Here is a 20816-nt window from a genome sequence, read left to right on the forward strand (position 1 = left end):
GTCGGCGATCGGCTCGTTGCAGGCCTTCCCGGTGTTGCGGTGTGAGACGCGGGTGGCCAATTCCTGGAACGTGACGTACACGATCGAGTCGAACAGGTTCTCGGACAACAGGTCGCCCTGCTGGTTCTGGCCGGGGCTGAAGCCCCTGTTCACCACTTCCAGGCGCAACTTCTCCAACTCGACCGGGTCGATCGCGCGGGTCACCACGAGGTAATCGCGCAGCGCGATGCCATGCCGGTTCTCCTCGGCGGTCCAGCGGTTGACCCACTGGCCCCACGCGCCGTCCATCCCGAAGCTCATTGCGATCTCGCGGTGATACGACGGCAGGTTGTCCTCGGTCATCAGGTTCTGCACCATCGCCACCTGCGCGACGTCGGTCAGCTTGGACTGCCCGGGCTCCCAGTCCTGGCCGCCCAGCGCGTAGAAGTTCTTGCCGTCCGACCACGGAATGTAGTCGTGCGGGTTCCAGGGCTTGTGCACGCTCAGATGCCGGTTCATGTACTTCTCGACAACCGGCTCGAGTTCGCGCAACAGGTCCAGGTCTTGCGGATCCGGCACAACAGCCTCCCAGTTATCTGTGTCTGTCGGTTTCAGTAAATATATCTGTTTATGCCGGTGACATTCAAGTTCCGTCTCGCCGGGAGTTTCGCGTCGTCGTGGCTAGTGTGCCGTAAACCTGCTGAGCAACATTTCCACGCAGTAGTCGATGAATTGTTCGCGGCTGGCGGCCAGTCGGCCGTCCAGGTAGGCGGTGAACAGCGCGGTGAGGCCGCCGATCAAGCTGGTGGCGATCATCTTCTGTCGCACCGGATCGCCGATCTGGGTCAGCTTGCGCTGCAGCAGGTCGATGAAGTTAGGCATCCATTGCGCACCCGAGTGCACCAGGACCGGTTCCACCGCGGGGGCCAGCAAGAGGACGCGCCCGCGCACCGGGTCGTCGACCATCAACGCGACGAATTGCTCGACGGCCTCGCGTGGCGTCGCGGCCGACGTCAACGCCGACATCGCCCTGGTGCACACATCGTCATAGACCGCGCGCACGAACTCGTCGCGATCAGTGAAGCTCTCGTAGAAGTAACGTTCGGTCAGTTCGGCCTGCCGGCACACCGCCCGCACGGTCACCGCCGGACCGCTTGCCTCGCCGAGCAGTTGCACGCCCGCGGCGACGAGTTCGTCCCGCCGCAAGGCCTGGCGATCCTCCAGAGGGATACCCGACCAGCGACGCGCGCGTTGACCGGACGGCACTTCACTCCTAGACTCTTGTTGACAACGCATGTAGTCAGTTTGCCTGACTGGGACAGGAAATTGCACCAGTGACTCAAGATACGTCTGCGGCAGCCCCGGTTGCGGCGGGTTGCCCGGTTTCGCCGCTGGGATACGAAGCCCCGCCTCGGCCGCTCGGCCCCGACTCGCTGACCTGGCGGTATTTCGGCGATTGGCGCGGCATGCTGCAGGGCCCGTGGGCCGGTTCGATGCAGAACATGCATCCGCAGTTGGGTGCGGCGGTCGAAGAGCATTCGACGTTCTTTCGGGAGCGCTGGCCTCGGTTGCTGCGATCGCTGTACCCCATCGGTGGCGTGGTCTTCGACGGCGACCGGGCGCCGACCACCGGGGCCGAGGTGCGTGACTACCACCTGGACATCAAGGGCACCGATAGTCAGGGCCGGCGATATCACGCGATGAATCCCGACGTCTTCTACTGGGCGCACTCGACGTTCTTCGTCGGCACGATCCACGTGGCCGAGCGGTTCTGCGGTGGCCTGAGCGAGGCGCAGAAGCGGCAGCTGTTCGACGAGCACATCGAGTGGTACCGGATGTACGGCATGAGCATGCGCCCGGTGCCGAAGTGCTGGGAAGACTTCCAGGTGTACTGGGACCACATGTGCAGTGAGGTGCTGGAGAACAACTTCGCCGCACGGGAGGTACTCAACCTCACTGAGCTGCCGAAACCGCCCTTCGCGCAGTGGATTCCGGACAGCCTTTGGGCCCTGCAGCGCAAACTGCTTTCGCCGTTCTTCGTCTGGCTGACGGTTGGTCTGTACGACCCGCCGGTGCGCAAGCTGATGGGCTATAGCTGGTCACGTCGTGACGAGTGGCTGCACCGCCGCTTCGGCGACATCGTCCGCCTGACTTTCGCCGTTGTGCCGTCGCGTTACCGCAAGCATCCACGAGCCCGGGCAGGCTTCGACCGGGCCAAGGGCCGGATTCCGGCGGACACCCCGTTGGTGCAGACGCCGGCTCGCAACCTTCCCCCGCTCGACGAGCGAGGCGACCCAAAGCACTACTGCCCCAACGTCGTCTGACGATCAGGTGCCACCGACCCGCCGCTGGCCGCCATTGCGCTCACGCCAGAGGCGGTATACATCGATCGCCTCGTCGCGGGGGTCGTAGTGCATCGGCAGTCGCCGCTGCTGCCAGTCCCTGGCGAACTCGTCATAGAACGTGGCCAGCTCGAAGTATTTGCGGTCGTCGACGTAGTACGGCTCGTACTGGTCGCGTGAGGTCAGGAAGACGACCTGGTCTGGCGAGCAGTAGTAGAGCGATCCAAGACACATCGGACACGGATGGGCCAGCACGTAGATGGTGGCGCCGGTCAGATGCTCGGTGCCCAGCTTCATGCACGCCGCGCGGATGGCCAGGATTTCGGCGTGGGCGGTCGGATCATGGCTCTGGGCAACCTTATTGGCGCTTTCGGCCAGAATCTGGCCGTCCTTGACGATCACCGTCGCGAACGGTCGGCCGCCCTCGATCACGTTTTGTCGAGCCAGATCGATGGTCCGCTGCGCGAAGTCCATCACGGTCCTCCATCCGAAAGCAAAGCTAATAGCTAGCTGTTCTATATTATTTGTACGTCGAGTGAGGAGTTCTGGTGTCGATACGCAGCGAAAGCGACAGTTGGGATCTTGCGACGAGCGTCGGCGCGACCGCGACGATGGTTGCGGCCAACCGCGCATTGGCCTCCCAGGCCGGCTTGATTGACGACCCGTTCGCGGCACCGCTGGTGCGTGCGGTCGGCATCGACGTCTACACCCGGCTGGTGAACGGCGAGATCCCGGTCGGCGACGAGGCCGAATTCGATCCCTCCCGGATGGGCCGGGGGATGGCGGTCCGGACCCGGTTCTACGACAACTTCTTCATGGACGCGACGGGCAGTGGCATCCGGCAGGTGGTCATCGTGGCGGCCGGCCTGGACGCGCGGGCATACCGGCTGCCGTGGCCCGAGGGCACCGTTGTCTACGAGGTCGACATGCCGAATGTGATCGAATTCAAGACCTCGACGCTGGACGAGCTCGGTGCCGAGCCGACGGCCGAGCGCAGAATCGTCCCGGTCGATTTGCGCGACGACTGGCCCGCGGCACTGCGGGCGGCCGGCTTCGATCCGCAGGCCCCGTCGGTATGGAGCGCCGAAGGTCTGGTGGTCTACCTGCCGCCCGAAGCCCAGGACGCGCTGTTTGGCAGCATCACCGCGCTGAGTGCGCCGCAGAGTCAGCTGGCCTGTGAGTTCGTTCCGGACACAACGGTTTTCAATGACCCGCACTGGCGGAGTCACCACGATCGGATGAGCGAGCTGGGTTTCGAGATCGACCTCAATGACTTGGTGTATCACTACGAGCGCAGCCACATCATCGAAGATCTCACCAACCGCGGCTGGCAGGTGGCGCATCGCACCGTCGCCGAAATGCATGCCGCCAACGGCTTCGTGTACGCCGACGACGAGGTCGCCCAGGCGTTCGCCGACATCACGTATCTCAACGCCGTGCGGAGCTGACCGGAGCCCCAGAACTCAGTCGGTGAAGTCGATCCTGACCGACACCGGCGTGGTCTCCAACGCCTTGGCGACCTTGGATCCCACCAGCCCGAACTTGCGACCGCGCGCCGCGACGTCGTCATCAGGTCTGAATTCCGCAACTCCGGTGCGCCACTGATTTCCTTGTCGCACACGAATATTAGGGTTGTCGGCGATGTTTCGGCCCCACCCGGAGCGGGTGCCGTGCTGACAGATGACCCACGCCCCATCGTGGTCGAATTGCACCGAAACGGGAACACGCCGCAGCTGGCCGGTCTTGCGGCCGACGGTCTCCAGTTCGGTGGCCATCGCGGTGTGCAGCCCTAGCCTGCTCAGGGCCTTGACTGCGGGATTGAGCACACGGCCGACGGCCCGCTCTCGACGGAATTTCCGCAACGTCTTGTCATGGTCGCTGTTCGTCACGGCAATCTCCGATTGTGAAGGTGGTCCGGTTAGCTCGTTGACTTAACGCTAGTAGACCAATCGGTATAGTTCAACCCATGTCCGCGCGCGAAACCCTTGTGGCCAGCATCACAGGCTTGATCCAACGGCGAGGCGTCGCCGGAGCGGGTCTCAATGCCCTACTCGAGGACAGCGGCGTCGCGCGCAGAACCGTGTATCTGAATTTCCCTGGCGGCAAGGCGGAACTGGTGACCGAAGCCACCCGGATCGCCGGACAAGCGTTGAGTGCGGTAATCCGATCAGCCGACGGCGGAGAAGACCCGATCCAGGCGATCCGCACCTTCATCGATCAGTGGAAGGCGCAGTTGCGCGCCACTGACATGGAGGCCGGCTGCCCGATAGTCGCTGCGATCCTCGGTCGGTCCGAAGCACCGGCCGCAGCGCAAGCGGCTGCTGAGGCGGTTGCAGATTGGCGGACCATCCTGGCTGATCGACTGGTCGGCTCCGGCGTTGACACAGACAACGCCCGGTCACTGGCGACGTTGGCCGTTGCGGCGATCGAAGGCGCAGTCGTCATTGCGCTTGCCAGCGGATCGACGGATGCACTCGATGATGTAGGGCGTCATCTTGGCGAAGTCATTCGGCTACACCTACCGGTCGGGCGGTAGCAGCGTTTGGTCCGCGGGAGGTGGCCGAGCGACCCGATCTTCGGGCCGGCTACCAATATCCTGGCAATATACTGTGCACGTATCCCGGGCGCTGGCTACACTAATGCCCGGCGTCTCTAGGCCGGTTCCGGGCGTGGCGGCCGCCAAGCTTTCGCATGGGGAGTGTTTGCTGGAATAGCCACTGAGGGAACAGAATTGTGCTAAAGAAAACTGGCACTATCGTCGACGTTTTGTCCGCCAGGTCTTCGTCGCTGGAGCCGGCGTATATTTTCCTCGCCGATGGCACGGCGGCGTCCGAATCACGGTGGACCTACTCAGACACCGCGGCCCGCGCAGCGGCATTCGCGGGGTGGCTTTCGGGTCGGGGTGTGCGTGCCGGATCACGCGTCGTGTTGGCGGTGAACCCGAGCCTGGATTACATCGCCGCATTGTTCGGCATCATGATGCTGGGCGCCGTCCCAGTACCCTGCTTTCCTCCGTTGCGTTCCAAGGAACTGGACCGGTTCCACGCGATCGTGCTTGACTGCGCGCCGCACACAATCGTCATCGACGCGATGTACGACGCCCAAGTCGAAGCACTGCTGCGCCGGCTGGCGTGCGTCGATATTCATCCGCTGATCTGCTACGTCGATGAACTGGATGCCGGCGTCGAGCGGGTCGTACCCGCAGCGTGCTCGCCCGATGACCTCGCCCTGATCCAGTACACGTCCGGATCGACGGGATCGCCGAAGGGCGTCTGCATAACCCACGACAATCTCATGAGCAACTGCGAAGTCCTGTCCCGCAGTATGGGGTCAGACCCGAACCGAGTCGGGTTCTCGTGGTTGCCGCCCTACCACGACATGGGGTTGATGGGCACGATCATCCTGTCGCTGCATCACGGTTGGCCACTGGTGCTGATGTCGCCGATGCACTTCATGCAGCAACCCCGCCGCTGGCTAGAGGCCATCACCGACTACCGCGTGTCGATCACCGTTGGCCCAAATTTCTCACTCGAAGCCTCCGTCGCGGCACTCGGCGACGAAGTCGAAGACCTGGATCTCTCGACGGTCAAGGAGTTCTACTGCGGAGCCGAACCCATTAGCGCGGACACCTTAACGCGTTTCGAAAAATGCGCGGCGCCACTCGGGTTCGACATCACCGCGCTGATTCCCTGTTATGGGATGGCGGAGGCCACGCTGTTCGTCGCCGGGAAACGAAAAGGACTCCGCCACAATACTGTTGGTGGTCCTGATGGCACCGTGGTCAGCTGCGGCGAAGTCGATTCCGAACACGTCGTGCGGATCGTCGACCCCGACTCGGATAGTCTGGTTCCACCCGGGGAGATCGGCGAGATCTGGATCCGCGGTCGCAGTGTCGCCGCCGGATATTTCAACCAGGATGCGTTGACGAGCAAGGTATTTCACGCACGCCTCCAAGGCGACAACGGTAATTATCTTCGCTCCGGCGACCTCGGGTTCATGCGCGACAACGAACTGTTCGTCACGGGACGCATCAAAGACCTGATCATTGTGAGCGGCCGCAACATCTATCCGCATGACGTCGAGGCCAGTGCGGTGCGCGCCGACCCGTCGTTACGGCGGGCGGTGGCGTTCTCGGTGCCCGGTGAGGGAACCGAACGTCTGATCGTGGTCGCCGAGGCCGTATTCACGCAGATCTCAACCGACTGCCACTCGAAGCTCGCGGACGCCGTCCGCTCCTCTGTGACTTCGGAATTCGGTGTCGGACCCGACGTCCGCATCTGGCCGAGACGGACGATTCCCACCACCACCAGCGGGAAGGTCCGCCGGCAAGAGGCTAAGCGACTGTTCCTGGCCGATGCCCTACAGGGGGCGACGGCATGAGCGCCGAATTCTTAGCTGCCCCTTCGGTTCGCGATCGCGACGTGCTCGCCTCACGACTGGCGTATCTGACCGTCGGCCTACCGACCTTGGGAACGATTGGCGCGGTGGTCTACGCGATCTACTTCGGGGTGACGTTGTGTGACGTCGTGTTATTCGGTGTCATGTACCTGATCACCGCGCTAGGCGTCGAGGCAGGACTGCACCGCTACTTCACCCATCGGTCCTTCGAGGCGTCCGAACCGGTCAGGGTGTTCCTCGCGGTCGCCGGGTCGATGGCAGCGCAGGGACCGGTCGTGTTCTGGGTCGCCAACCATCGGCTGCACCACGCTTTCGCTGACACCGAGCGTGATCCGCATTCGCCTCGGCCGCAAGGCCCCGGGTGGTGGGGACACGCAAAAGGGTTGTGGCACGGCCACGTCGGTTGGCTGTTCGACGTCAAGAAGATCGACTGGAGCAGGCATACCCGGGACTGGCTCGCCGATCGCAGGGTGATGAAGATCAACGCCTGGTACTTCACGCTGGTGACGCTGGGCATCGTGATCCCCGGTGCCGTCGGTGGGCTGGTCACCCATTCGGTGCACGGCGTCGTCGGCGGCATCCTTTGGGGCGGCTTCGCGCGGATCTTCGCCCTCGATCAGGCCACGTGGGCGGTGAACTCGTTGGGCCACACGATCGGTGCCCGTGCATTTCCGGTGCGGGACGGCAGCCGCAACATCGGTGCCCTCGCGCCACCCACGATGGGTGGGTCATGGCACAACAACCATCACGCCCGCCCCGCGCTGGCCCAGACCCGCCGGCACTGGTGGCAGCTCGATCTGGCCGGAGACTTCATCCGCCTGCTCGATCGGCTGGGTCTCGTGCACCACGTGCGGTACGTCAATTCGCAGTCCGACCATGCAGGAGAAGCGCCATGACAGCCGAAACCAACGCTGCAACAGCGTCTTTGTTGTCCTCACCGCCTTCCTCCGGCGAGCGGGAATCGCTCGCCAAGGCCATCCTGCAACTGAACCCTGCCAGCGCACGGGCCAAACGGGTGGTCGCGCTTGTCACCATCGGCATCCCGGCCCTCGGTTTCGCTGTTGGGGTCTACCTGACCGTGGCGGGACGGGCCACCGTGCTGGACTTCGTTCTGTTCGGCGTGTTCTACGCGATACAGATGTTCGGTATCACCATTGGTTTCCACCGCTACGTCGCCCACAAATCCTTCAAGACGTCCCGCTTCTTCGAAGGCGTCCTGATGATCACGGGCTCGATGGCACTCGAGGGTCCGCTGCTCTTCTGGGTCAGCACGCACCGCCGCCATCACCGTTACGCCGACGAGCAGGGCGATCCCCACTCGCCGAATTTGAGCGGTGAAAGTTTCGGCGGCAAGCTGAAAGGGCTGTGGTACGCCCACATTCCGTGGATGTTCAGCGACCAGGAATCCAGGTCGACGGTGTTCGCTCCCGACGTGCTGCGGGACCGGCGACTGTACAGCTACAACCGGACCTATCCGATCTGGGGGTTGGCCGGACTCTTGGCGCCCGCTGTCATCGGATGGGCTGTCGGCGGGAGTGCCGCTGCGGCGTTCTCGGGCTTCATCTTCGGTGGCCTGGCCCGGGTCTTCGTGGCCAACCAAGCGGCGTGGTGCGTCGGTTCGGTCAGCCACATGACCGGCTCGCGGCCGTTTGCCAACCGGGATAACAGCGCCAACAACTGGCCGGTGGCCTTCTTCACCTTCGGTGAGGGTCTGCAGAACAACCACCATGCGTTTCCCGGTGCGTATCGGCACGGAATGCGTTGGTGGGAACCAGATCTCAGCGGCTGGGTGATCGCGATATTGGCCAAGTCGCACATCGTGTGGGACCTGCACATGCCCAGCCGCACGGCGATCGACAACCGACTGCGGCGCAACCGCACCGCCATCCCCGTCGTGTCCACCCCCGGAGAAAGGTGACGATGTTCAGAAGATCGAAGACGCCCGCGATCGAAGGCCCGCTGACTCAGCAGTCGCTGCGTTCATGGCTAGTTTCTGATCTGGCCCGTCGGGTGAAGTGCCCCGAAGCGGATGTGGATACCGCCAAACCGTTCGATGCCTACGGACTCGACTCACGAACGGCAGTCCAGGTATCCGGCGCGTTGGAGAAGGTGGTCGAACGACGACTCTCCCCGGCGATCCTGTTCGATCACGGGTCGATCGACGAGCTCACCGCCTACCTCACCCGCGAACTCAGCCTTCCCGGTTAGCACCTCCGAAAGAGCCAGCCATGACTCAACAGCAGTCCCGGCCCGACATTCCGGCCGACCCCGACCCGAGGTGGGTCGAGTTCATCGAGAAGAGCAACGCCATCCAGGGGCAGAAACTGGCCCAGGCTATCCCCCGGGACTACATGCAGCCCTCAGTGATTCGCGGCCTGGCAGGCTTGGCCGTGAGTCTGGCACTGTATGCCGGTGCGGTGGCCGGCATCGCCTACGTTGACGACTGGTACCTGATAGTCCCGTTGATCCTGCTCGCGGGGCTCGGCGGGTGGGGTATGCACGTCATCGGTCACGATTGCGGTCACGGCGCCTTCTCCCGCCATCGTCAATTGAATTTCGCGATCGGTCATTTCGCGTTGCTGCCGCTGATGTACCCGTTCCATGCATGGCGGCATGAGCACAACTTCCATCACGCCCACACCAACAACGTGGAACTGGACCCCGACTGGCGTCCGGTCTCCGAGGACATATATCGACGGATGCCACGTCGGTTCCGGTTCGTCTACTTCAGCACGCGCACATGGGCGATCTGGGCCGGCACCATCAACTACTGGCTCAAGTCCGGTTTCCGGCCTTCGTACTACCCCAAAAGAGAGATGCAGCGTGACGTGCGCCGGTCCATCTGGTTCGTCGCGGTCGTGGGCGGCGGGTACCTGGGCGCGCTGACGTACTTCACCGGATGGCAGGGTCTGCTGTTGTATTTCGCCGCACCGTGGTTCGCGATCCATACCTGGTTCTCGATCACCACGTTGATGCAACACAGCGCCGAAGACATTCCCTACCTGCCGGACCGCTATTGGACCCGCAATGCCAGCAGGATCCTGGTCACCACCGACTTCATCTACCCGCGGTGGTTGTTGTTCTGTACGCATTACATCTCGCTGCACACTGCCCACCATGTCGCTCCGTCGGTGCCCTACTACAACCTGCCGAAGGCACAGGTCGCGCTCAGGCAGCGGTACCCGGATATGGTTCGCGTCGAGAAGGCCAGCATCGGCCGACTCTGGAACATCGTCCGCAAATGCCTTTTCTATGACCCGATTTCCGGCCTCTACGCGACCCGGTACATGCGCAGGTCTGCTTCGGGGTCGAAATCGACCGAGACCTCCGCTGCGTCATGAGCGCGCGCACGATGCTGGCTTCTGCTACGGCACGCGGCCACCGAGTGGTACCGCGACTGGCCGGCCAGGTGCACACGGCGATGTTCGTGAACACCCGCAGCCTCGACCGGTCGCCGAGCGATATGTGTCCACTGGCTGCCCGCCGCATCGAAATGACCGGCGTGCACCGAGTCGCCTCCGCCTACCAGTGGGGCAGTCGCGACCCCAGCGTGCTCGCACTGCATGGCTGGGGCACCGACAGCACCACGATGACGGCCGTAGTGGATGTTGCGGTGGCCCACGGCGAATCGGTGCTCTGCTTCGATGCTCCCGGTCATGGTGCATCGCGAGGGTCGCAGGCCACGATGATCGAATATGTCGAGGCTGTTGACGCTGTGCTGCAGCGGTTTCCAAGTATCCAGACTGTGGTCGCGCATTCGCTGTCGGCGATCGCGGTAGTAGCCGCCCTCGCCCGGTCGGAGGCCAGCGGGGTGCGGTCGTTGCTGCTGCTTGCACCTGTTTGCTCGCTGACCGGTGTCCTGGACAGGTGGGCGGTACAGCGACGGCTACCCACGGGTGTGGCGGTGCTGATCGCGAAGGAGTTGCACCGACGCGACGGAGTCCCGGTATCACATTGGGACATCAGGACTCTGGGCATCGATGCCACTATGCAGGTCTGCATCCTTCATGACCCGCAGGACTGCTCGATTCCCGTCAGCGATGCGCTCGAGATCGCAGCCGGAGGCCGGGCCCATTTGGTGGAGGTGCCGGGCGTCGGGCATCACGGGGTTCTGCGCAGCGAGCAGATGCGCGCTGCGTTGTCGTCGCTTCTGGTAGCCCAGGATTTCGACCAGTCACCATCTCGAAAGGCAGTCCGATGACGATGCCAGGTCTCGCGACCGGTTCCATTCCCGCCATCGTTCGTGAACGCGCGAGTCTGCAACCGAACGAACCTGCGTTCACGTTCATCGACTTTGACTACGACCCAGACGGAGTTGCGGAAACTCTGACATGGTCGCAGCTCCATCTGCGGACGTGTCACGTGGCCGCCGAGTTGCGCCGGCACGGAACGACGGGCGACCGGGCCGCGATCGTCGCGCCTCAGGGCCTCGACTACATCGTCGGCCTGCTGGGCGCATTCGAAGCCGGGCTGATCGCGGTCCCGCTGTCGGTACCTCACGTCGGGGCTCACGATGAACGGGTCAACCGGGTGCTGGCAGACTCCGCCCCTGCCGTGGTGCTGACCACCTCCACCGTCGCCGGCGGAGTCGCCGATTACCTGAGTCAGCAAGAACTCCCGTCCACTTGGCCGTTCGTAGAGGTCGATGCGCTGGATGTCGACGGCTCACCGGGACCCACCGGCCGCGGCCCGGGTAATGGCACGGCGTTATTGCAATACACCTCGGGATCGACCCGCCAGCCGGCCGGTGTCATGGTGTCCCACGGCAACCTGATCGCGAACTTTGAACAGGTGATGGTCGGTTACTTCAGCGACACAGATGGCGTTGCTCCACCGGAGACCACCATTGTCTCGTGGCTGCCCTTTTATCACGATATGGGACTGTTCATCGGGGTCTTTGCACCGATTCTGGCCGGCCTGCACGGCGTCTTGACCAGTCCGATGTCATTCCTGATCCGGCCCGCGAGGTGGGTCCAGTTGATGGCCTCCAATTCGCGTGCGTTCTCGCCCGCGCCAAACTTCGCCTTCGAACTCGCGGTGCGCAAAACCAGCGACGACGACATGGCAGGTCTGGATCTGGGCGGGGTGACACACATTGTCTGTGGCGCCGAGCGTGTTCACGCCGCGACGCTGGCGCGCTTCACCGAGCGGTTCGCGCAATTCAACCTACGACCTGAGGCGATTCGGCCGTCGTATGGGTTGGCAGAAGCAACCGTGTACGTGGCGGCGCGCGCACCGGGCCACCCGCCAAAGGTCGTCCACTTCGAATCCGACAAGCTGTCGGCTGGTCATGCCGAACCGCGAAGCGACTCAACCGGAACGGCGTTGGTGAGCTACGGAGTTCCACTGGCGCCGACCGTGCGAATCGTCGATCCCGAATCCAGAATCGAGAAACGGGCCGGGGCAGTCGGAGAGATCTGGATACACGGTGACAACGTCGCGCAAGGCTACTGGGGGCGCCCCGACGCGACGGCGGAGACATTCGGGCAACGCCTCATCGAACCGTCGGCGGGTACGCCCAATGGACCGTGGCTACGCACTGGCGATCTCGGTGTGATCAGCGACGGTGAGCTGTTCATCGTGGGCCGTATCAAAGACCTGCTCATCATCAACGGGCGCAACCACTATCCGGACGACCTCGAGGCGACGGCCCAGGAGATCACCGGAGGCAGGGTCGCCGCGATCCTGGTTCCAGGAGACGTCGACGAACAGCTGGCCCTGGTCGTCGAATACAAGCCGCGCGGCAGTTCAAAAGAAGAGATCGCGACGAAGATCGACGTCGTGAAAAGCAACGTCAACTATGCGATATCGAGCGCTCACGGCACCCGTGTCGCCGATCTCGTGCTGGTTGCGCCCGGTTCGATCCCGATCACCACCAGCGGCAAGATCAGACGCCTCGCGTGTGCCCAGCTGTACCGCGACAACCAATTGGCGCGTATCGGCTAGCCGGCGCGGGCCAGATCGGATCAGCCGAAACCACTGTCAAGCATCAGCCGAAACCAAACTATCCAGCATCAACCGACGTCATACCGGTCGTAGTGCCCCCACTAGGACTCGAACCTAGGACCTGCGGATTAAAAGTCCGTAGCTCTACCAACTGAGCTATAGGGGCAGCGACGCACAAGGATACTGGGTCCTCGTTTGAGGATTCGGTCCCCGGTGCCCTAAGCTGACGTGGCTCCAACGGAACCATGTTGCGAGTACCCCGGAGTGATTCGGTTCTGGCCCCCATCGTCTAGTGGCCTAGGACGCCGCCCTTTCACGGCGGTAGCACGGGTTCGAATCCCGTTGGGGGTACGCGCGTCGCGGCAACGCGGAGCGGTGGTAAAGCAAGGCCCTGTGGCGCAGTTGGTTAGCGCGCCGCCCTGTCACGGCGGAGGTCGCGGGTTCGAGTCCCGTCAGGGTCGCCACCACGGCGAGGCACACGTTGCCTTCCGGCCAGGTAGCTCAGTCGGTATGAGCGTCCGCCTGAAAAGCGGAAGGTCGCCGGTTCGATCCCGGCCCTGGCCACCAGGAGAATCACGGCGCCAGATTCAGCAACGCGGTGCGGGTCTGCGGATCTACCGGCACCGAAACGTGATCATGGACGATGAGCCAGTTGCGCTCGATCTTGCGGAAGCACGCCGTCCACCGAACCCAAAAGTCGGTCTTGTCCCCGTTCTTCAATAGGCCGCTTATTCGATTGACGCTGTATGCGAACGCGACGTCATCGCCGACGGTGATGGTCAGGTCGCGAACCTCGTATCCGAGCTTGCGCTGGTACATCGCGAAGACTTCCACCCAGGCCCGCCGCTTCGCTCCGGCTCCTGCGGACCGAAGCGGTGATCCGACGTCGAACGACACGACGTAGGAGGCGTAAAGCGCCATCACACCCTCGAGGTCCTTGGCTCGAACCGCCGCAACCCCCGCTTCTATCCGCTGCCGAATGTCGGCTTCGTCAACCGCGCGCGTACCCACTAGTTCTCCTTCTCGCTCACGTGTGGTGATGCCATGCACCCAAGACACCGCCCACCCCTGAAACGTGACTCCTTCGGCGCCGTTGTAGCCGGTATCACCCAATGGGCGAGGGATGGCTTCGATGCGCGTGTCACACCTCGGGGAGCAGCCTCGTCCAGCATTTGAGGACGAATCCATTGGAGGACGGCACATGATTCCTATCGGAACCCCGGCACGGATATACGTGGTCACGATCACGGCGCTGATCGGACTGCTCACCGCGGGAATAGGGGTCTGGTGTCTGACCGACCCGTGCTCGTTCGCTCGGTCGGTCGGGTTTCCCGAACATGCGCACTTCGTACACGACCTCGGCGCGTTCCAGGTGGGCTTTGGCATCACGCTGCTGCTCGCGCTGATCTGGTCGGATGCGTTGGCCACCGTGCTTGCCGGATACATCGTGGCGAACACCGTGCATACCGCGAACCACATCGTGGACCTCGACCTAGGCGGTTCGCCTCTGCAAGCGTGGGCGCTAGGCGCGGCCTCGGTGACGCTGATCGTCGCGTTCGTGCTGCGGTTACGTCAGCTCGGCTACGTGCTGGGCCACGTCAGCGTGGCGACCGAGCCGCTGTTGGTCCCGTTCGTTCGGCAGAAGACGATCAGGCTCACGACATTTCGTAAGGATGGAACCGCTGGAACCAGCCCCGTCAGTATCGCGGTGGATGGAGACCGTGCGTACTTTCGCACTTACCAGCGAGCGATCAAGGCACGCCGCATCGGGCGCAACCCGAACGTCGAATTCGGTTCGGCGACAATGTCTGGGAAGCCGATCGGCCCGATGCTGCCGGGGCAGACGCGACTGCTGGAGAGAGTCGAGTACCGCGAAGCTGGACGACTGCTGCGCCGCAAGTATCCGGTCCTTCATGGCGTGGTAGTCCCCTCTATACACCGGCTGATGCGGTTCAAGTACGGACACACGGTGCATGCCGAGTTGATTCCGTCGCCGCAGTCTGAATACGACGCAGCGCCCGAGATTGTCGCCACCGTTATTGACGAAGTTCGGTAGTTATCGGGCCAGGAGCTAGTCGAATTCGATGGGCAGACTTTTCGGTCCGCTCAGGCTGACGATCGGTTTCCGGGGCACCGCCCGGCAATTCGCGGGTTGCGCAGTCGCTCGGTGAGAACATTCAGCGCTTCGACGATCTCCCGCGTGGCCAGATTGGCTCCCAGGCATTAGTGCGCCCCGCCGCCAAACGTCGGCTTGTGCTGTCCATGCAGAGCGCGGCGAGCGTGAGGCCACAACGGCATGCCAGCCGAGATCGTGGCGCCCAAAGCGATGACGCCGATAGCGACGTCGACGCTCTCCCGCCCGTCGTGTGACCAGTAGACGTCTTTGAGTTCAAGCAACAGCGCCAGCTCGTCGACGACCAGCGCGTTGGCCACGCCATACGCAACCGCCACCGCTGGGTGTCGCCGACGCTCATCTGAGCCGCGCAGCCCGATCGCGCCGACAGCCGAGAGCAGCGCGATACCGATGTTGTAGTGGTGGAAGTGGCTTCCCCCGACGCTGATGCCGCCGCCCTTGGGGCCGTGTCCGTGATGGATCCAGTGCGTTAGCAGTCGTAGACCTGTGAACATCGCGGTAAACGATGCCCAGGACAGAACCGCGGCCTGCTCGGCGGGATTGAGGTGTTGGTCGAACTCGTGGCCCAGCCTCGCCCAACGGCTTCGCGCGACAAGCGACGACATACTCAGTTCCTACTCCTGCCGCGACCGTAAGGGTTTGTATTGGTGCTCTGGTTCTCAGTCCCGACCCCTGCCTCCGAACAGTTGCAGGAAGAACTGGAACACGTTGAGCGCGTCCAGGAAGATCGACGCAGCGATAAGCGGTGCTGAATCCATGTCTGTCGATCGGCGGAGCCGCTGGAAGTCAACCATCGTGAGGCCCGCGAAAACGACCAGCCCGAGGATCGAGTAGATGACCGCGCCACCGGGAATGTGCACGAAGATCAACACGACGCCGAATCCGATGAGGGCAAGCAATGCCCAAAAGCCGACGCGCGCAACACCGGACAGGTCGGTGCGAGTCGCGTAACCGAAGGCGCCGCAGCCGGCGATGAACAATGCCGTCGCTGCGCCTGCTTCCCACAGCGCCTGGGGGTCGGCTTCGGCGTAGTAGGTCAGCATCGGCGACGTCCCCAACCCCATCAGCAAGCCGAAACCCAACAGCAGCGTCATGCTTAAACCGGCGGAGCTGCGGATGGCGAACCGCATGCCGATCAGGCAGACGAACGCCAGAAGGTAGAACACGAGCGCTACGCCATTGCCGAGGTTGCGGCCTAGGTAGGCCCCGAGTGCGAATAGACCGGCGGTTGTGGCCACCGACCACATGACCTGACCGAAGAGGGTACGGGTTCGATTTTGCACTCCGATTGCGCCATATTCGGCTGAGCTCATGCCGTTTCCGTCCTTAAGTTGTTCACCGGCGGCTAGTCGAATTCGACGGGCAGACTTTTCGGCCCGCTCAGGCTCACGATCGGTTTCCAGGGCACCGGCCCGGCAATTCGCGGGTTGCGCAGTCGCCCGGTCAGAACATTCAGCGCTTCGGCGATCTCTCGTCTGGCCAGATTGGCGCCCAGGCAGTAGTGCACGCCGCCACCAAAAGTCAATATCGCCGGCGCCCCCTCGCGGGTGATGTCGACACGATCCGGATCGTCGTAGACGGTCGGATCGCGATTGGCCGCAAAGGTATTCATCAGCACCATGGTTCCGGCAGGGAAGACATAGCCGTCGAGTTCCACGTCGTCGACCACGAGGCGCAGCGTCCCGCCCGCGATCGGCGAGTGGCGCATGGTCTCCTCCACCGCGTGCATGGCCAACTCGGGATTGTCTCTGAGCAGCTCCCACTGATCGGGGTGCTCGCAGAGCACCTGCACGGACGCGGCCACTTGGTTGCGGGTGGTGTCGGTTCCCGCCAGCAGCAGGCCGCCCGCGAGCATGCGGAGTTCGGCGGCATCAAGCCGATCCCCGTCGTCCTCGGCCCGGATGAGATCGGACAGCAGGTCGTCGGTGAGGCTGCGCCGACGATGGGCGACCATGTCGTCGACGTAGTCGTCGAGCTCGCCCCAGGCCCGCATGACGGCGGGCTGGAGCGCATGGATGTCGGCGGAGAAGCAGAACGCTTGAAAGATGTCGTCGGCCCACAACGAGAACCGCTGCCAATCTTCACGGGGTGCGCCGAGCAGCGCGCAGATGATCGGAACGGGGTAGGGGCGTGCGATGTCAGCGACGACGTCACAGCGGCCGCTGTCGGCGACCTTGTCGACCAAATCGTTCATCACGTCGACCATGGCATCGTGCAGGCGCGCAACCGTGCGAGGGGTAAACGCCCTCGAGCACAGACCGCGCAACCGACGATGCGTTTCGCCCTCCACACAGAGCAAGCTGTTGATCACTTTGTCCCACAACGGACCCGAGGTGACGCCCTGAGCCTGTAAAACGATGCCCGGCGGGATCTGGAACCGGTCGTCGCGCAGCACGGCGCGGACGAGGTCATAGGAAAGCACCTCGGGTCCCAACGGGCCGATCGCGATGGGTGCCTGCCGCTGCGCTTCTTGGAAGCGGGGATAAACGGCAGCGGGAGTCTCGTCGACGTTGTAGCTCAGCGTGGGCAGATCGGCGTCGAAAACACTGGGTGGAGCGGTACCGACGGTCATGACCGTCTCCTTTGACGCGTCCGACAGGCTTTCGTCAGCATAAGGTGGGCTTTCGCACCCGCTCGAAAACGCCGGTAAACTACACATATGTAATTCGGCGTGACGTGGGCGCAGGCCGCCCTCGCCGGCAGAAGGAACGGCCATGGACCCACTCAAGATATGCAGTGTTGAATTCGACGATCGCGATCCGTATCGGGCGACGTTCAACGTCCACCTGTCCCGCGATATGACGGATTTCGAACGCCAGGCGCTGCCGCCGCTGCTCTCTTCCGGCTTTTGTCCGTCGGAGGCCCGGGGCTCCGCGGTGGTGGCAATCAGGAACGCGACGATCACGATGATCGAAGACCACCGAGACCTGCTGAAGCAGATCGTGGCCGAGGCCGAAACACTGGCCAGGACAATGGAACACGAGCAGCATGCGATTGCCGCTCAGATCGCGGCCCGAGTCGAGGGTGTCGAGCAACGCGCCGCGGCCATCGACTGGAGCTGACGCGGGCGACGGCGCCGCATACTGAAGCCATGGCCGCCCTCGCGCTTCGGCTCCTCGCCATGCTTGCTCTGCCCTTTGCGATGAGCGGCGTGCCCGCGAATGCCGACGTGCCGCCGCTGAGTCCCGAAGCTCGCGCTGCGGGATTCGTCGACGTGCGGTCCGTTGTCCCCAACGCGCTGCTCGATCTGCGTTATGCGACGCCGAACAACTTCACCCATACGCAGCTCTACCCGGCCAATGCTCGCTGTCTGGTGCACGAATCGATGGCTCCCGGTCTGGCGACCGCCGCGAAGCTGCTCGCCTCGCAAGGCAACGTGCTCGTCTTTTGGGATTGCTATCGCCCACACGACGTGCAGGTCAAGATGTTTGGCATCGTGCCGAACCCGGCGTGGGTGGCCAAACCCGGCAACTATGCCAAGAGCCACGAGTCTGGCCGCTCGGTCGATGTGACGCTGGCCAACGTCAACGAGCAGTGCCCGCGGTGCCTTGTCGACATGGGCACCGACTTCGACGACTTCTCGCCCCGGGCAACGGCGTCCGCCACCGACGGTGTCAGCGCCGCCCAGCAGGCCAACCGGGGCCGATTGCGCGACGCGATGAGCGCCGGCGGGTTGGCGGTGTACTCGGGCGAGTGGTGGCATTTCGACGGTTCGGGAGCCGGGGTCCAGCGGCCGATCCTCGACGTTCCAGTCAATTGACCCGTCTCATGATATGAGACGAGTGTTTCGTATTATGGAATACGCGGCGGTAGCCTTGAAGTCGAACAGGATTCGATCGCAAGGAGGTCGCACCATGACCGGTGAATACCAGGCCGTCTACACCCACGGGCATCACGAGTCGGTGCTGCGGGGACATCGCGTTCGCACCGCGGAGAACTCCGCGGGCTATCTGCTGCCGCATCTGCGGCCGGGGCTGTCTGTGCTCGACGTCGGCTGCGGCCCCGGGACCATCACCGTCGACTTGGCCGCCAGGGTCGCGCCGGGACGGGTCACCGCCGTCGAAATGACCTCGGATGCTTTGGATTTGGCGCGCACGGAGGCGCAGACGCGCGGGCAGTCGAACATCGACTTCGTGACGTCGGACGTGCATGCGCTCGACCTGCCCGACGACACCTTCGACATCGTCCACGCCCATCAGGTGCTGCAGCACGTGGCCGACCCGGTGCAGGCGCTGCGCGAGATGCGGCGGGTGTGTAAGCCCGGCGGCGTTGTCGCCGCGCGTGATGCGGACTACGCGGGGTTCACCTGGTTCCCCCAGCTCCCGCCGTTGGACCGGTGGTTGGCGCTGTACTCCGCGGCGGCGCGGGCCAACGGCGGCGAACCTGATGCGGGCCGGCGGCTGTTGTCCTGGGCACAGCACGCCGGGTTCGACGACATCACGCCGACTGGCGGTCTGTGGTGTTTCGCCACGCCGGAGACGCGCGACTGGTGGGGCGGGATGTGGGCAGACCGGATCGTCGAGTCGGCCCTGTCGCGACAGCTGGTCGAGTCGAATATGGCCACCACCGTGGAACTCGATGAGATCTCCTCGGCGTGGCGAGATTGGGCTGAGGCCCCGGACGGTTGGCTGGCCATCCCGCATGGCGAGATTCTCTGCCGCGGCTAGCGCTCACTTCGGCGTTTTCCCTGTTCAGAGTGGCGATATTGGCATTCTCTTTTTTTGCAAGTACGTTATCGTCTGAAAGATAACTGCACTCTGGCTGGCAGTCCCCATCGACCAGGGAGGGAAACGTGCGTCTCGGAGTAATGATCGGCGCCGAGCGGGGCGATTCCGCGCGCAAGGTTTCTCGGATGCTCGCCGATATCGAGTGGGCCGAGAACGCGGGCATGGACACCGCGTGGATCCCGCAGGTACCCAACGACTTCGATGCGCTCCTGGCTGTTGCGCTAATGGGCACCCGCACCACCCGCATCGAGCTGGGCACCGCGGTCGTCCCGCTGCAGGCCCAGCATCCGATTGCGCTGGCGCGTCAGGCGTTATCGACGCATGCCGCCACCGGCGGACGGTTGGCGCTGGGCGTCGGGCCGTCGCACCACTGGATCATCCAGGACATGCTGGGCCTGCCCTACAAGAAGCCGGCCGCATACACCCGCGACTACCTCGAAGTGCTGCACGCCGCGTTCGCCGGGCCCGGGCCGATCGACGTCGAGAACGAACACTTCACCGTGCACAACCCGAACGACCTCGCCCCGGTGGCGCCGCTGCCGGTGTTGGTCGCAGCGCTCGGCCCGGTGATGCTGGCTCTGGCCGGCGAGCACGCCGATGGCACGGTGTTGTGGATGGCCGACGAGCGATCCGTCGCCGAGCATGTGGTGCCGCGGATCACCAAGGCCGCCGACAACGCCGGCCGGCCCGCGCCGCGCATCGTCGCCGGGATACCCGTATGCCTCTGCGCGGCAAGTGAAGTCGACGCGGCCCGCGAGCGAGCCAACCGGATTCTCGGCGAAGCCGAGGTGTCGCCGAATTATCAGCGGCTACTGGACTACGGCGATGCCCGCGATGTCGGGGATATCTGCGCGGCCGGTGACGAGGAAGCGATCCTGGCGCGGATGCGCCGATTCGCCGACGCCGGCGTAACCGACCTGTCGGTCCGGCTGCTGCCGATCGGCGAGAACCGCGAAGAGCTGGTCGCCTCTAAACGGCGTACCCGCGAGGTCATTTCGGAGCTGGGCGCCCAACTTCGCTGATCACGCCGGCGCGGTGATGTGCGCCCCGGCGAGCTTACGGAAGGCCGCCACGAGTCGGCTGCGGTCGTCGGCGCGGGTCGCCACCACGACATGACTGGGTTCGACACCCTCAAGCGGAATTGTGGTCAAGTCGGGCCGCAATGCGACGCCGTGCGCGCCCGCTGTGATCGCCACCGCCTGCCCCGCGGCGATCACTTCGAATTTGTCTTCAAGGGCGTCAATGAACGGTCCGTCCGGTGCTCGGCGGCCGTCGGGGCGCGGATCCACC

At 63.9% G+C, this 20816-nt stretch carries 23 protein-coding genes, 4 tRNA genes and 2 pseudogenes; 18 read left to right on the forward strand and 11 right to left on the reverse strand.

Annotated features, from left to right (window positions below; all coding sequences use genetic code 11):
• Window positions 1-558, reverse strand: a 558-nt coding sequence (locus tag VN856_RS21945; RefSeq protein ID WP_325692908.1) for an acyl-ACP desaturase, incomplete at its 3' end; no start/stop codon positions are given.
• A 102-nt stretch (window positions 559-660) separates the two neighbouring features.
• On the reverse strand, window positions 661-1275 hold the full coding sequence (locus VN856_RS21950) for a TetR/AcrR family transcriptional regulator (RefSeq protein ID WP_414687021.1): 615 nt from the start codon (window positions 1273-1275) through the stop codon (window positions 661-663).
• Window positions 1276-1313: 38 nt separating this feature from the next.
• Between VN856_RS21950 and VN856_RS21955 the strand changes: the two genes are divergently transcribed.
• The gene (locus VN856_RS21955) at window positions 1314-2303 is read left to right on the forward strand and encodes an oxygenase MpaB family protein (RefSeq protein WP_325692913.1); all 990 of its coding nucleotides are present in this window, start codon (window positions 1314-1316) and stop codon (window positions 2301-2303) included.
• A 3-nt stretch (window positions 2304-2306) separates the two neighbouring features.
• Here the strand turns inward: VN856_RS21955 and VN856_RS21960 are convergent, their stop codons facing one another.
• Window positions 2307-2795, reverse strand: coding sequence for a nucleoside deaminase (locus VN856_RS21960; RefSeq protein WP_325692915.1), 489 nt, complete (start codon window positions 2793-2795; stop codon window positions 2307-2309).
• A 137-nt stretch (window positions 2796-2932) separates the two neighbouring features.
• Between VN856_RS21960 and VN856_RS21965 the strand changes: the two genes are divergently transcribed.
• Window positions 2933-3769, forward strand: a complete 837-nt coding sequence (locus VN856_RS21965) for a class I SAM-dependent methyltransferase (protein WP_325692959.1) — start codon at window positions 2933-2935, stop codon at window positions 3767-3769.
• A gap of 15 nt (window positions 3770-3784) precedes the next feature.
• Here VN856_RS21965 and VN856_RS21970 read toward each other — a convergent pair whose 3' ends face one another.
• Window positions 3785-4210, reverse strand: a complete 426-nt coding sequence (locus tag VN856_RS21970) for a nitroreductase/quinone reductase family protein (protein WP_325692918.1) — start codon at window positions 4208-4210, stop codon at window positions 3785-3787.
• A gap of 77 nt (window positions 4211-4287) precedes the next feature.
• Between VN856_RS21970 and VN856_RS21975 the strand changes: the two genes are divergently transcribed.
• The 8 genes from VN856_RS21975 (at window position 4288) to VN856_RS22010 (ending at window position 12665) form a co-directional block, all read left to right on the forward strand.
• Window positions 4288-4857, forward strand: coding sequence for a TetR/AcrR family transcriptional regulator (locus VN856_RS21975; protein ID WP_325692921.1), 570 nt, complete (start codon window positions 4288-4290; stop codon window positions 4855-4857).
• A 230-nt stretch (window positions 4858-5087) separates the two neighbouring features.
• The gene (locus VN856_RS21980) at window positions 5088-6701 is read left to right on the forward strand and encodes a fatty acyl-AMP ligase (protein WP_325692924.1); all 1614 of its coding nucleotides are present in this window, start codon (window positions 5088-5090) and stop codon (window positions 6699-6701) included.
• Entirely contained in the window at window positions 6698-7615 is a 918-nt protein-coding gene (locus VN856_RS21985) for an acyl-CoA desaturase (protein WP_325692928.1), read from the forward strand. The genes VN856_RS21980 and VN856_RS21985 overlap by 4 nt, the downstream gene beginning before the upstream one ends.
• Window positions 7612-8637 (forward strand): acyl-CoA desaturase, encoded by a 1026-nt coding sequence (locus VN856_RS21990; protein ID WP_325692931.1) that lies wholly within the window; start codon window positions 7612-7614, stop codon window positions 8635-8637. Before VN856_RS21985 ends, VN856_RS21990 begins: the two co-directional genes overlap by 4 nt.
• A 2-nt stretch (window positions 8638-8639) precedes the next feature.
• Entirely contained in the window at window positions 8640-8927 is a 288-nt protein-coding gene (locus VN856_RS21995; protein WP_325692933.1) for an acyl carrier protein, read from the forward strand.
• A 20-nt stretch (window positions 8928-8947) separates the two neighbouring features.
• The gene (locus tag VN856_RS22000) at window positions 8948-10060 is read left to right on the forward strand and encodes a fatty acid desaturase (RefSeq protein ID WP_325692935.1); all 1113 of its coding nucleotides are present in this window, start codon (window positions 8948-8950) and stop codon (window positions 10058-10060) included.
• Entirely contained in the window at window positions 10057-10920 is an 864-nt protein-coding gene (locus tag VN856_RS22005) for an alpha/beta hydrolase (RefSeq protein WP_325692938.1), read from the forward strand. Before VN856_RS22000 ends, VN856_RS22005 begins: the two co-directional genes overlap by 4 nt.
• A gap of 2 nt (window positions 10921-10922) precedes the next feature.
• Entirely contained in the window at window positions 10923-12665 is a 1743-nt protein-coding gene (locus tag VN856_RS22010) for an AMP-binding protein (protein WP_325692961.1), read from the forward strand.
• Between the two features lie 93 nt (window positions 12666-12758).
• Here the strand turns inward: VN856_RS22010 and VN856_RS22015 are convergent.
• Window positions 12759-12831, reverse strand: a tRNA-Lys gene (locus VN856_RS22015).
• A gap of 112 nt (window positions 12832-12943) precedes the next feature.
• Between VN856_RS22015 and VN856_RS22020 the strand changes: the two genes are divergently transcribed.
• The 3 genes from VN856_RS22020 to VN856_RS22030 all read left to right on the forward strand — a co-directional run bounded on the left by VN856_RS22020 (window position 12944) and on the right by VN856_RS22030 (window position 13232).
• A tRNA-Glu gene (locus VN856_RS22020) sits at window positions 12944-13016 on the forward strand.
• 36 nt (window positions 13017-13052) lie between these two features.
• Window positions 13053-13129, forward strand: a tRNA-Asp gene (locus VN856_RS22025).
• 26 nt (window positions 13130-13155) lie between these two features.
• Window positions 13156-13232: transfer RNA gene (locus VN856_RS22030), tRNA-Phe, on the forward strand.
• 6 nt (window positions 13233-13238) lie between these two features.
• Here the strand turns inward: VN856_RS22030 and VN856_RS22035 are convergent.
• Window positions 13239-13676, reverse strand: coding sequence for a YybH family protein (locus VN856_RS22035; RefSeq protein WP_325692940.1), 438 nt, complete (start codon window positions 13674-13676; stop codon window positions 13239-13241).
• Window positions 13677-13866: 190 nt separating this feature from the next.
• Here VN856_RS22035 and VN856_RS22040 point away from each other — a divergent pair, with 190 nt between their 5' ends.
• Entirely contained in the window at window positions 13867-14721 is an 855-nt protein-coding gene (locus VN856_RS22040) for a PPOX class F420-dependent oxidoreductase (RefSeq protein ID WP_325692942.1), read from the forward strand.
• 15 nt (window positions 14722-14736) lie between these two features.
• Here the strand turns inward: VN856_RS22040 and VN856_RS28925 are convergent.
• The 4 genes and pseudogenes from VN856_RS28925 to VN856_RS22055 all read right to left on the reverse strand — a co-directional run.
• A pseudogene (locus VN856_RS28925) lies at window positions 14737-14912 on the reverse strand (cytochrome P450); the annotation flags it as partial.
• Window positions 14889-15404: a hypothetical protein gene (locus VN856_RS22045; RefSeq protein WP_325692944.1), complete on the reverse strand. Its 516-nt coding sequence runs from the start codon at window positions 15402-15404 to the stop codon at window positions 14889-14891. The gene VN856_RS22045 and the pseudogene VN856_RS28925, both read right to left, overlap by 24 nt.
• Before the next feature lie 54 nt (window positions 15405-15458).
• Complete coding sequence (locus VN856_RS22050; RefSeq protein WP_325692947.1) at window positions 15459-16112, reverse strand: Bax inhibitor-1/YccA family protein; 654 nt, start codon at window positions 16110-16112, stop codon at window positions 15459-15461.
• 32 nt (window positions 16113-16144) lie between these two features.
• Entirely contained in the window at window positions 16145-17371 is a 1227-nt protein-coding gene (locus tag VN856_RS22055; protein ID WP_325692949.1) for a cytochrome P450, read from the reverse strand.
• 142 nt (window positions 17372-17513) lie between these two features.
• On the opposite strand from VN856_RS22055, the gene VN856_RS22060 reads away from it, so the two are divergent.
• The 4 genes from VN856_RS22060 (at window position 17514) to VN856_RS22075 (ending at window position 20548) form a co-directional block, all read left to right on the forward strand.
• Window positions 17514-17861, forward strand: a complete 348-nt coding sequence (locus tag VN856_RS22060) for a hypothetical protein (protein WP_325692952.1) — start codon at window positions 17514-17516, stop codon at window positions 17859-17861.
• A 59-nt stretch (window positions 17862-17920) separates the two neighbouring features.
• Entirely contained in the window at window positions 17921-18559 is a 639-nt protein-coding gene (locus VN856_RS22065) for a M15 family metallopeptidase (protein WP_325692963.1), read from the forward strand.
• A gap of 94 nt (window positions 18560-18653) precedes the next feature.
• Window positions 18654-19466, forward strand: a complete 813-nt coding sequence (locus VN856_RS22070) for a class I SAM-dependent methyltransferase (protein ID WP_325692954.1) — start codon at window positions 18654-18656, stop codon at window positions 19464-19466.
• Window positions 19467-19591: 125 nt separating this feature from the next.
• A complete protein-coding gene (locus VN856_RS22075) occupies window positions 19592-20548 on the forward strand; it encodes an LLM class F420-dependent oxidoreductase (protein WP_325692957.1) in 957 nt (318 codons plus the stop codon).
• Here the strand turns inward: VN856_RS22075 and VN856_RS22080 are convergent.
• Window positions 20549-20816, reverse strand: a pseudogene (locus VN856_RS22080) (LysR family transcriptional regulator); the annotation flags it as partial.

Source organism: Mycobacterium sp. (genome assembly GCF_035603715.1).
GTDB lineage: Bacteria > Actinomycetota > Actinomycetes > Mycobacteriales > Mycobacteriaceae > Mycobacterium.

What these genes read in the sequence shown, in the direction of transcription:
- VN856_RS21950 (WP_414687021.1), bottom strand. Translation starts at nt 1,275, where the DNA reads ATGCGTTGTCAACAAGAGTCTAGGAGTGAAGTGCCGTCCGGTCAACGC.
- VN856_RS21960 (WP_325692915.1), bottom strand. Translation starts at nt 2,795, where the DNA reads ATGGACTTCGCGCAGCGGACCATCGATCTGGCTCGACAAAACGTGATC.
- VN856_RS21965 (WP_325692959.1), top strand. Translation starts at nt 2,933, where the DNA reads ATGGTTGCGGCCAACCGCGCATTGGCCTCCCAGGCCGGCTTGATTGAC.
- VN856_RS21975 (WP_325692921.1), top strand. Translation starts at nt 4,288, where the DNA reads ATGTCCGCGCGCGAAACCCTTGTGGCCAGCATCACAGGCTTGATCCAA.
- VN856_RS21985 (WP_325692928.1), top strand. Translation starts at nt 6,698, where the DNA reads ATGAGCGCCGAATTCTTAGCTGCCCCTTCGGTTCGCGATCGCGACGTG.
- VN856_RS21990 (WP_325692931.1), top strand. Translation starts at nt 7,612, where the DNA reads ATGACAGCCGAAACCAACGCTGCAACAGCGTCTTTGTTGTCCTCACCG.
- VN856_RS21995 (WP_325692933.1), top strand. Translation starts at nt 8,640, where the DNA reads ATGTTCAGAAGATCGAAGACGCCCGCGATCGAAGGCCCGCTGACTCAG.
- VN856_RS22000 (WP_325692935.1), top strand. Translation starts at nt 8,948, where the DNA reads ATGACTCAACAGCAGTCCCGGCCCGACATTCCGGCCGACCCCGACCCG.
- VN856_RS22005 (WP_325692938.1), top strand. Translation starts at nt 10,057, where the DNA reads ATGAGCGCGCGCACGATGCTGGCTTCTGCTACGGCACGCGGCCACCGA.
- VN856_RS22010 (WP_325692961.1), top strand. Translation starts at nt 10,923, where the DNA reads ATGCCAGGTCTCGCGACCGGTTCCATTCCCGCCATCGTTCGTGAACGC.
- VN856_RS22040 (WP_325692942.1), top strand. Translation starts at nt 13,867, where the DNA reads ATGATTCCTATCGGAACCCCGGCACGGATATACGTGGTCACGATCACG.
- VN856_RS22045 (WP_325692944.1), bottom strand. Translation starts at nt 15,404, where the DNA reads ATGTCGTCGCTTGTCGCGCGAAGCCGTTGGGCGAGGCTGGGCCACGAG.
- VN856_RS22050 (WP_325692947.1), bottom strand. Translation starts at nt 16,112, where the DNA reads ATGAGCTCAGCCGAATATGGCGCAATCGGAGTGCAAAATCGAACCCGT.
- VN856_RS22055 (WP_325692949.1), bottom strand. Translation starts at nt 17,371, where the DNA reads ATGACCGTCGGTACCGCTCCACCCAGTGTTTTCGACGCCGATCTGCCC.
- VN856_RS22060 (WP_325692952.1), top strand. Translation starts at nt 17,514, where the DNA reads ATGGACCCACTCAAGATATGCAGTGTTGAATTCGACGATCGCGATCCG.
- VN856_RS22065 (WP_325692963.1), top strand. Translation starts at nt 17,921, where the DNA reads ATGCTTGCTCTGCCCTTTGCGATGAGCGGCGTGCCCGCGAATGCCGAC.
- VN856_RS22070 (WP_325692954.1), top strand. Translation starts at nt 18,654, where the DNA reads ATGACCGGTGAATACCAGGCCGTCTACACCCACGGGCATCACGAGTCG.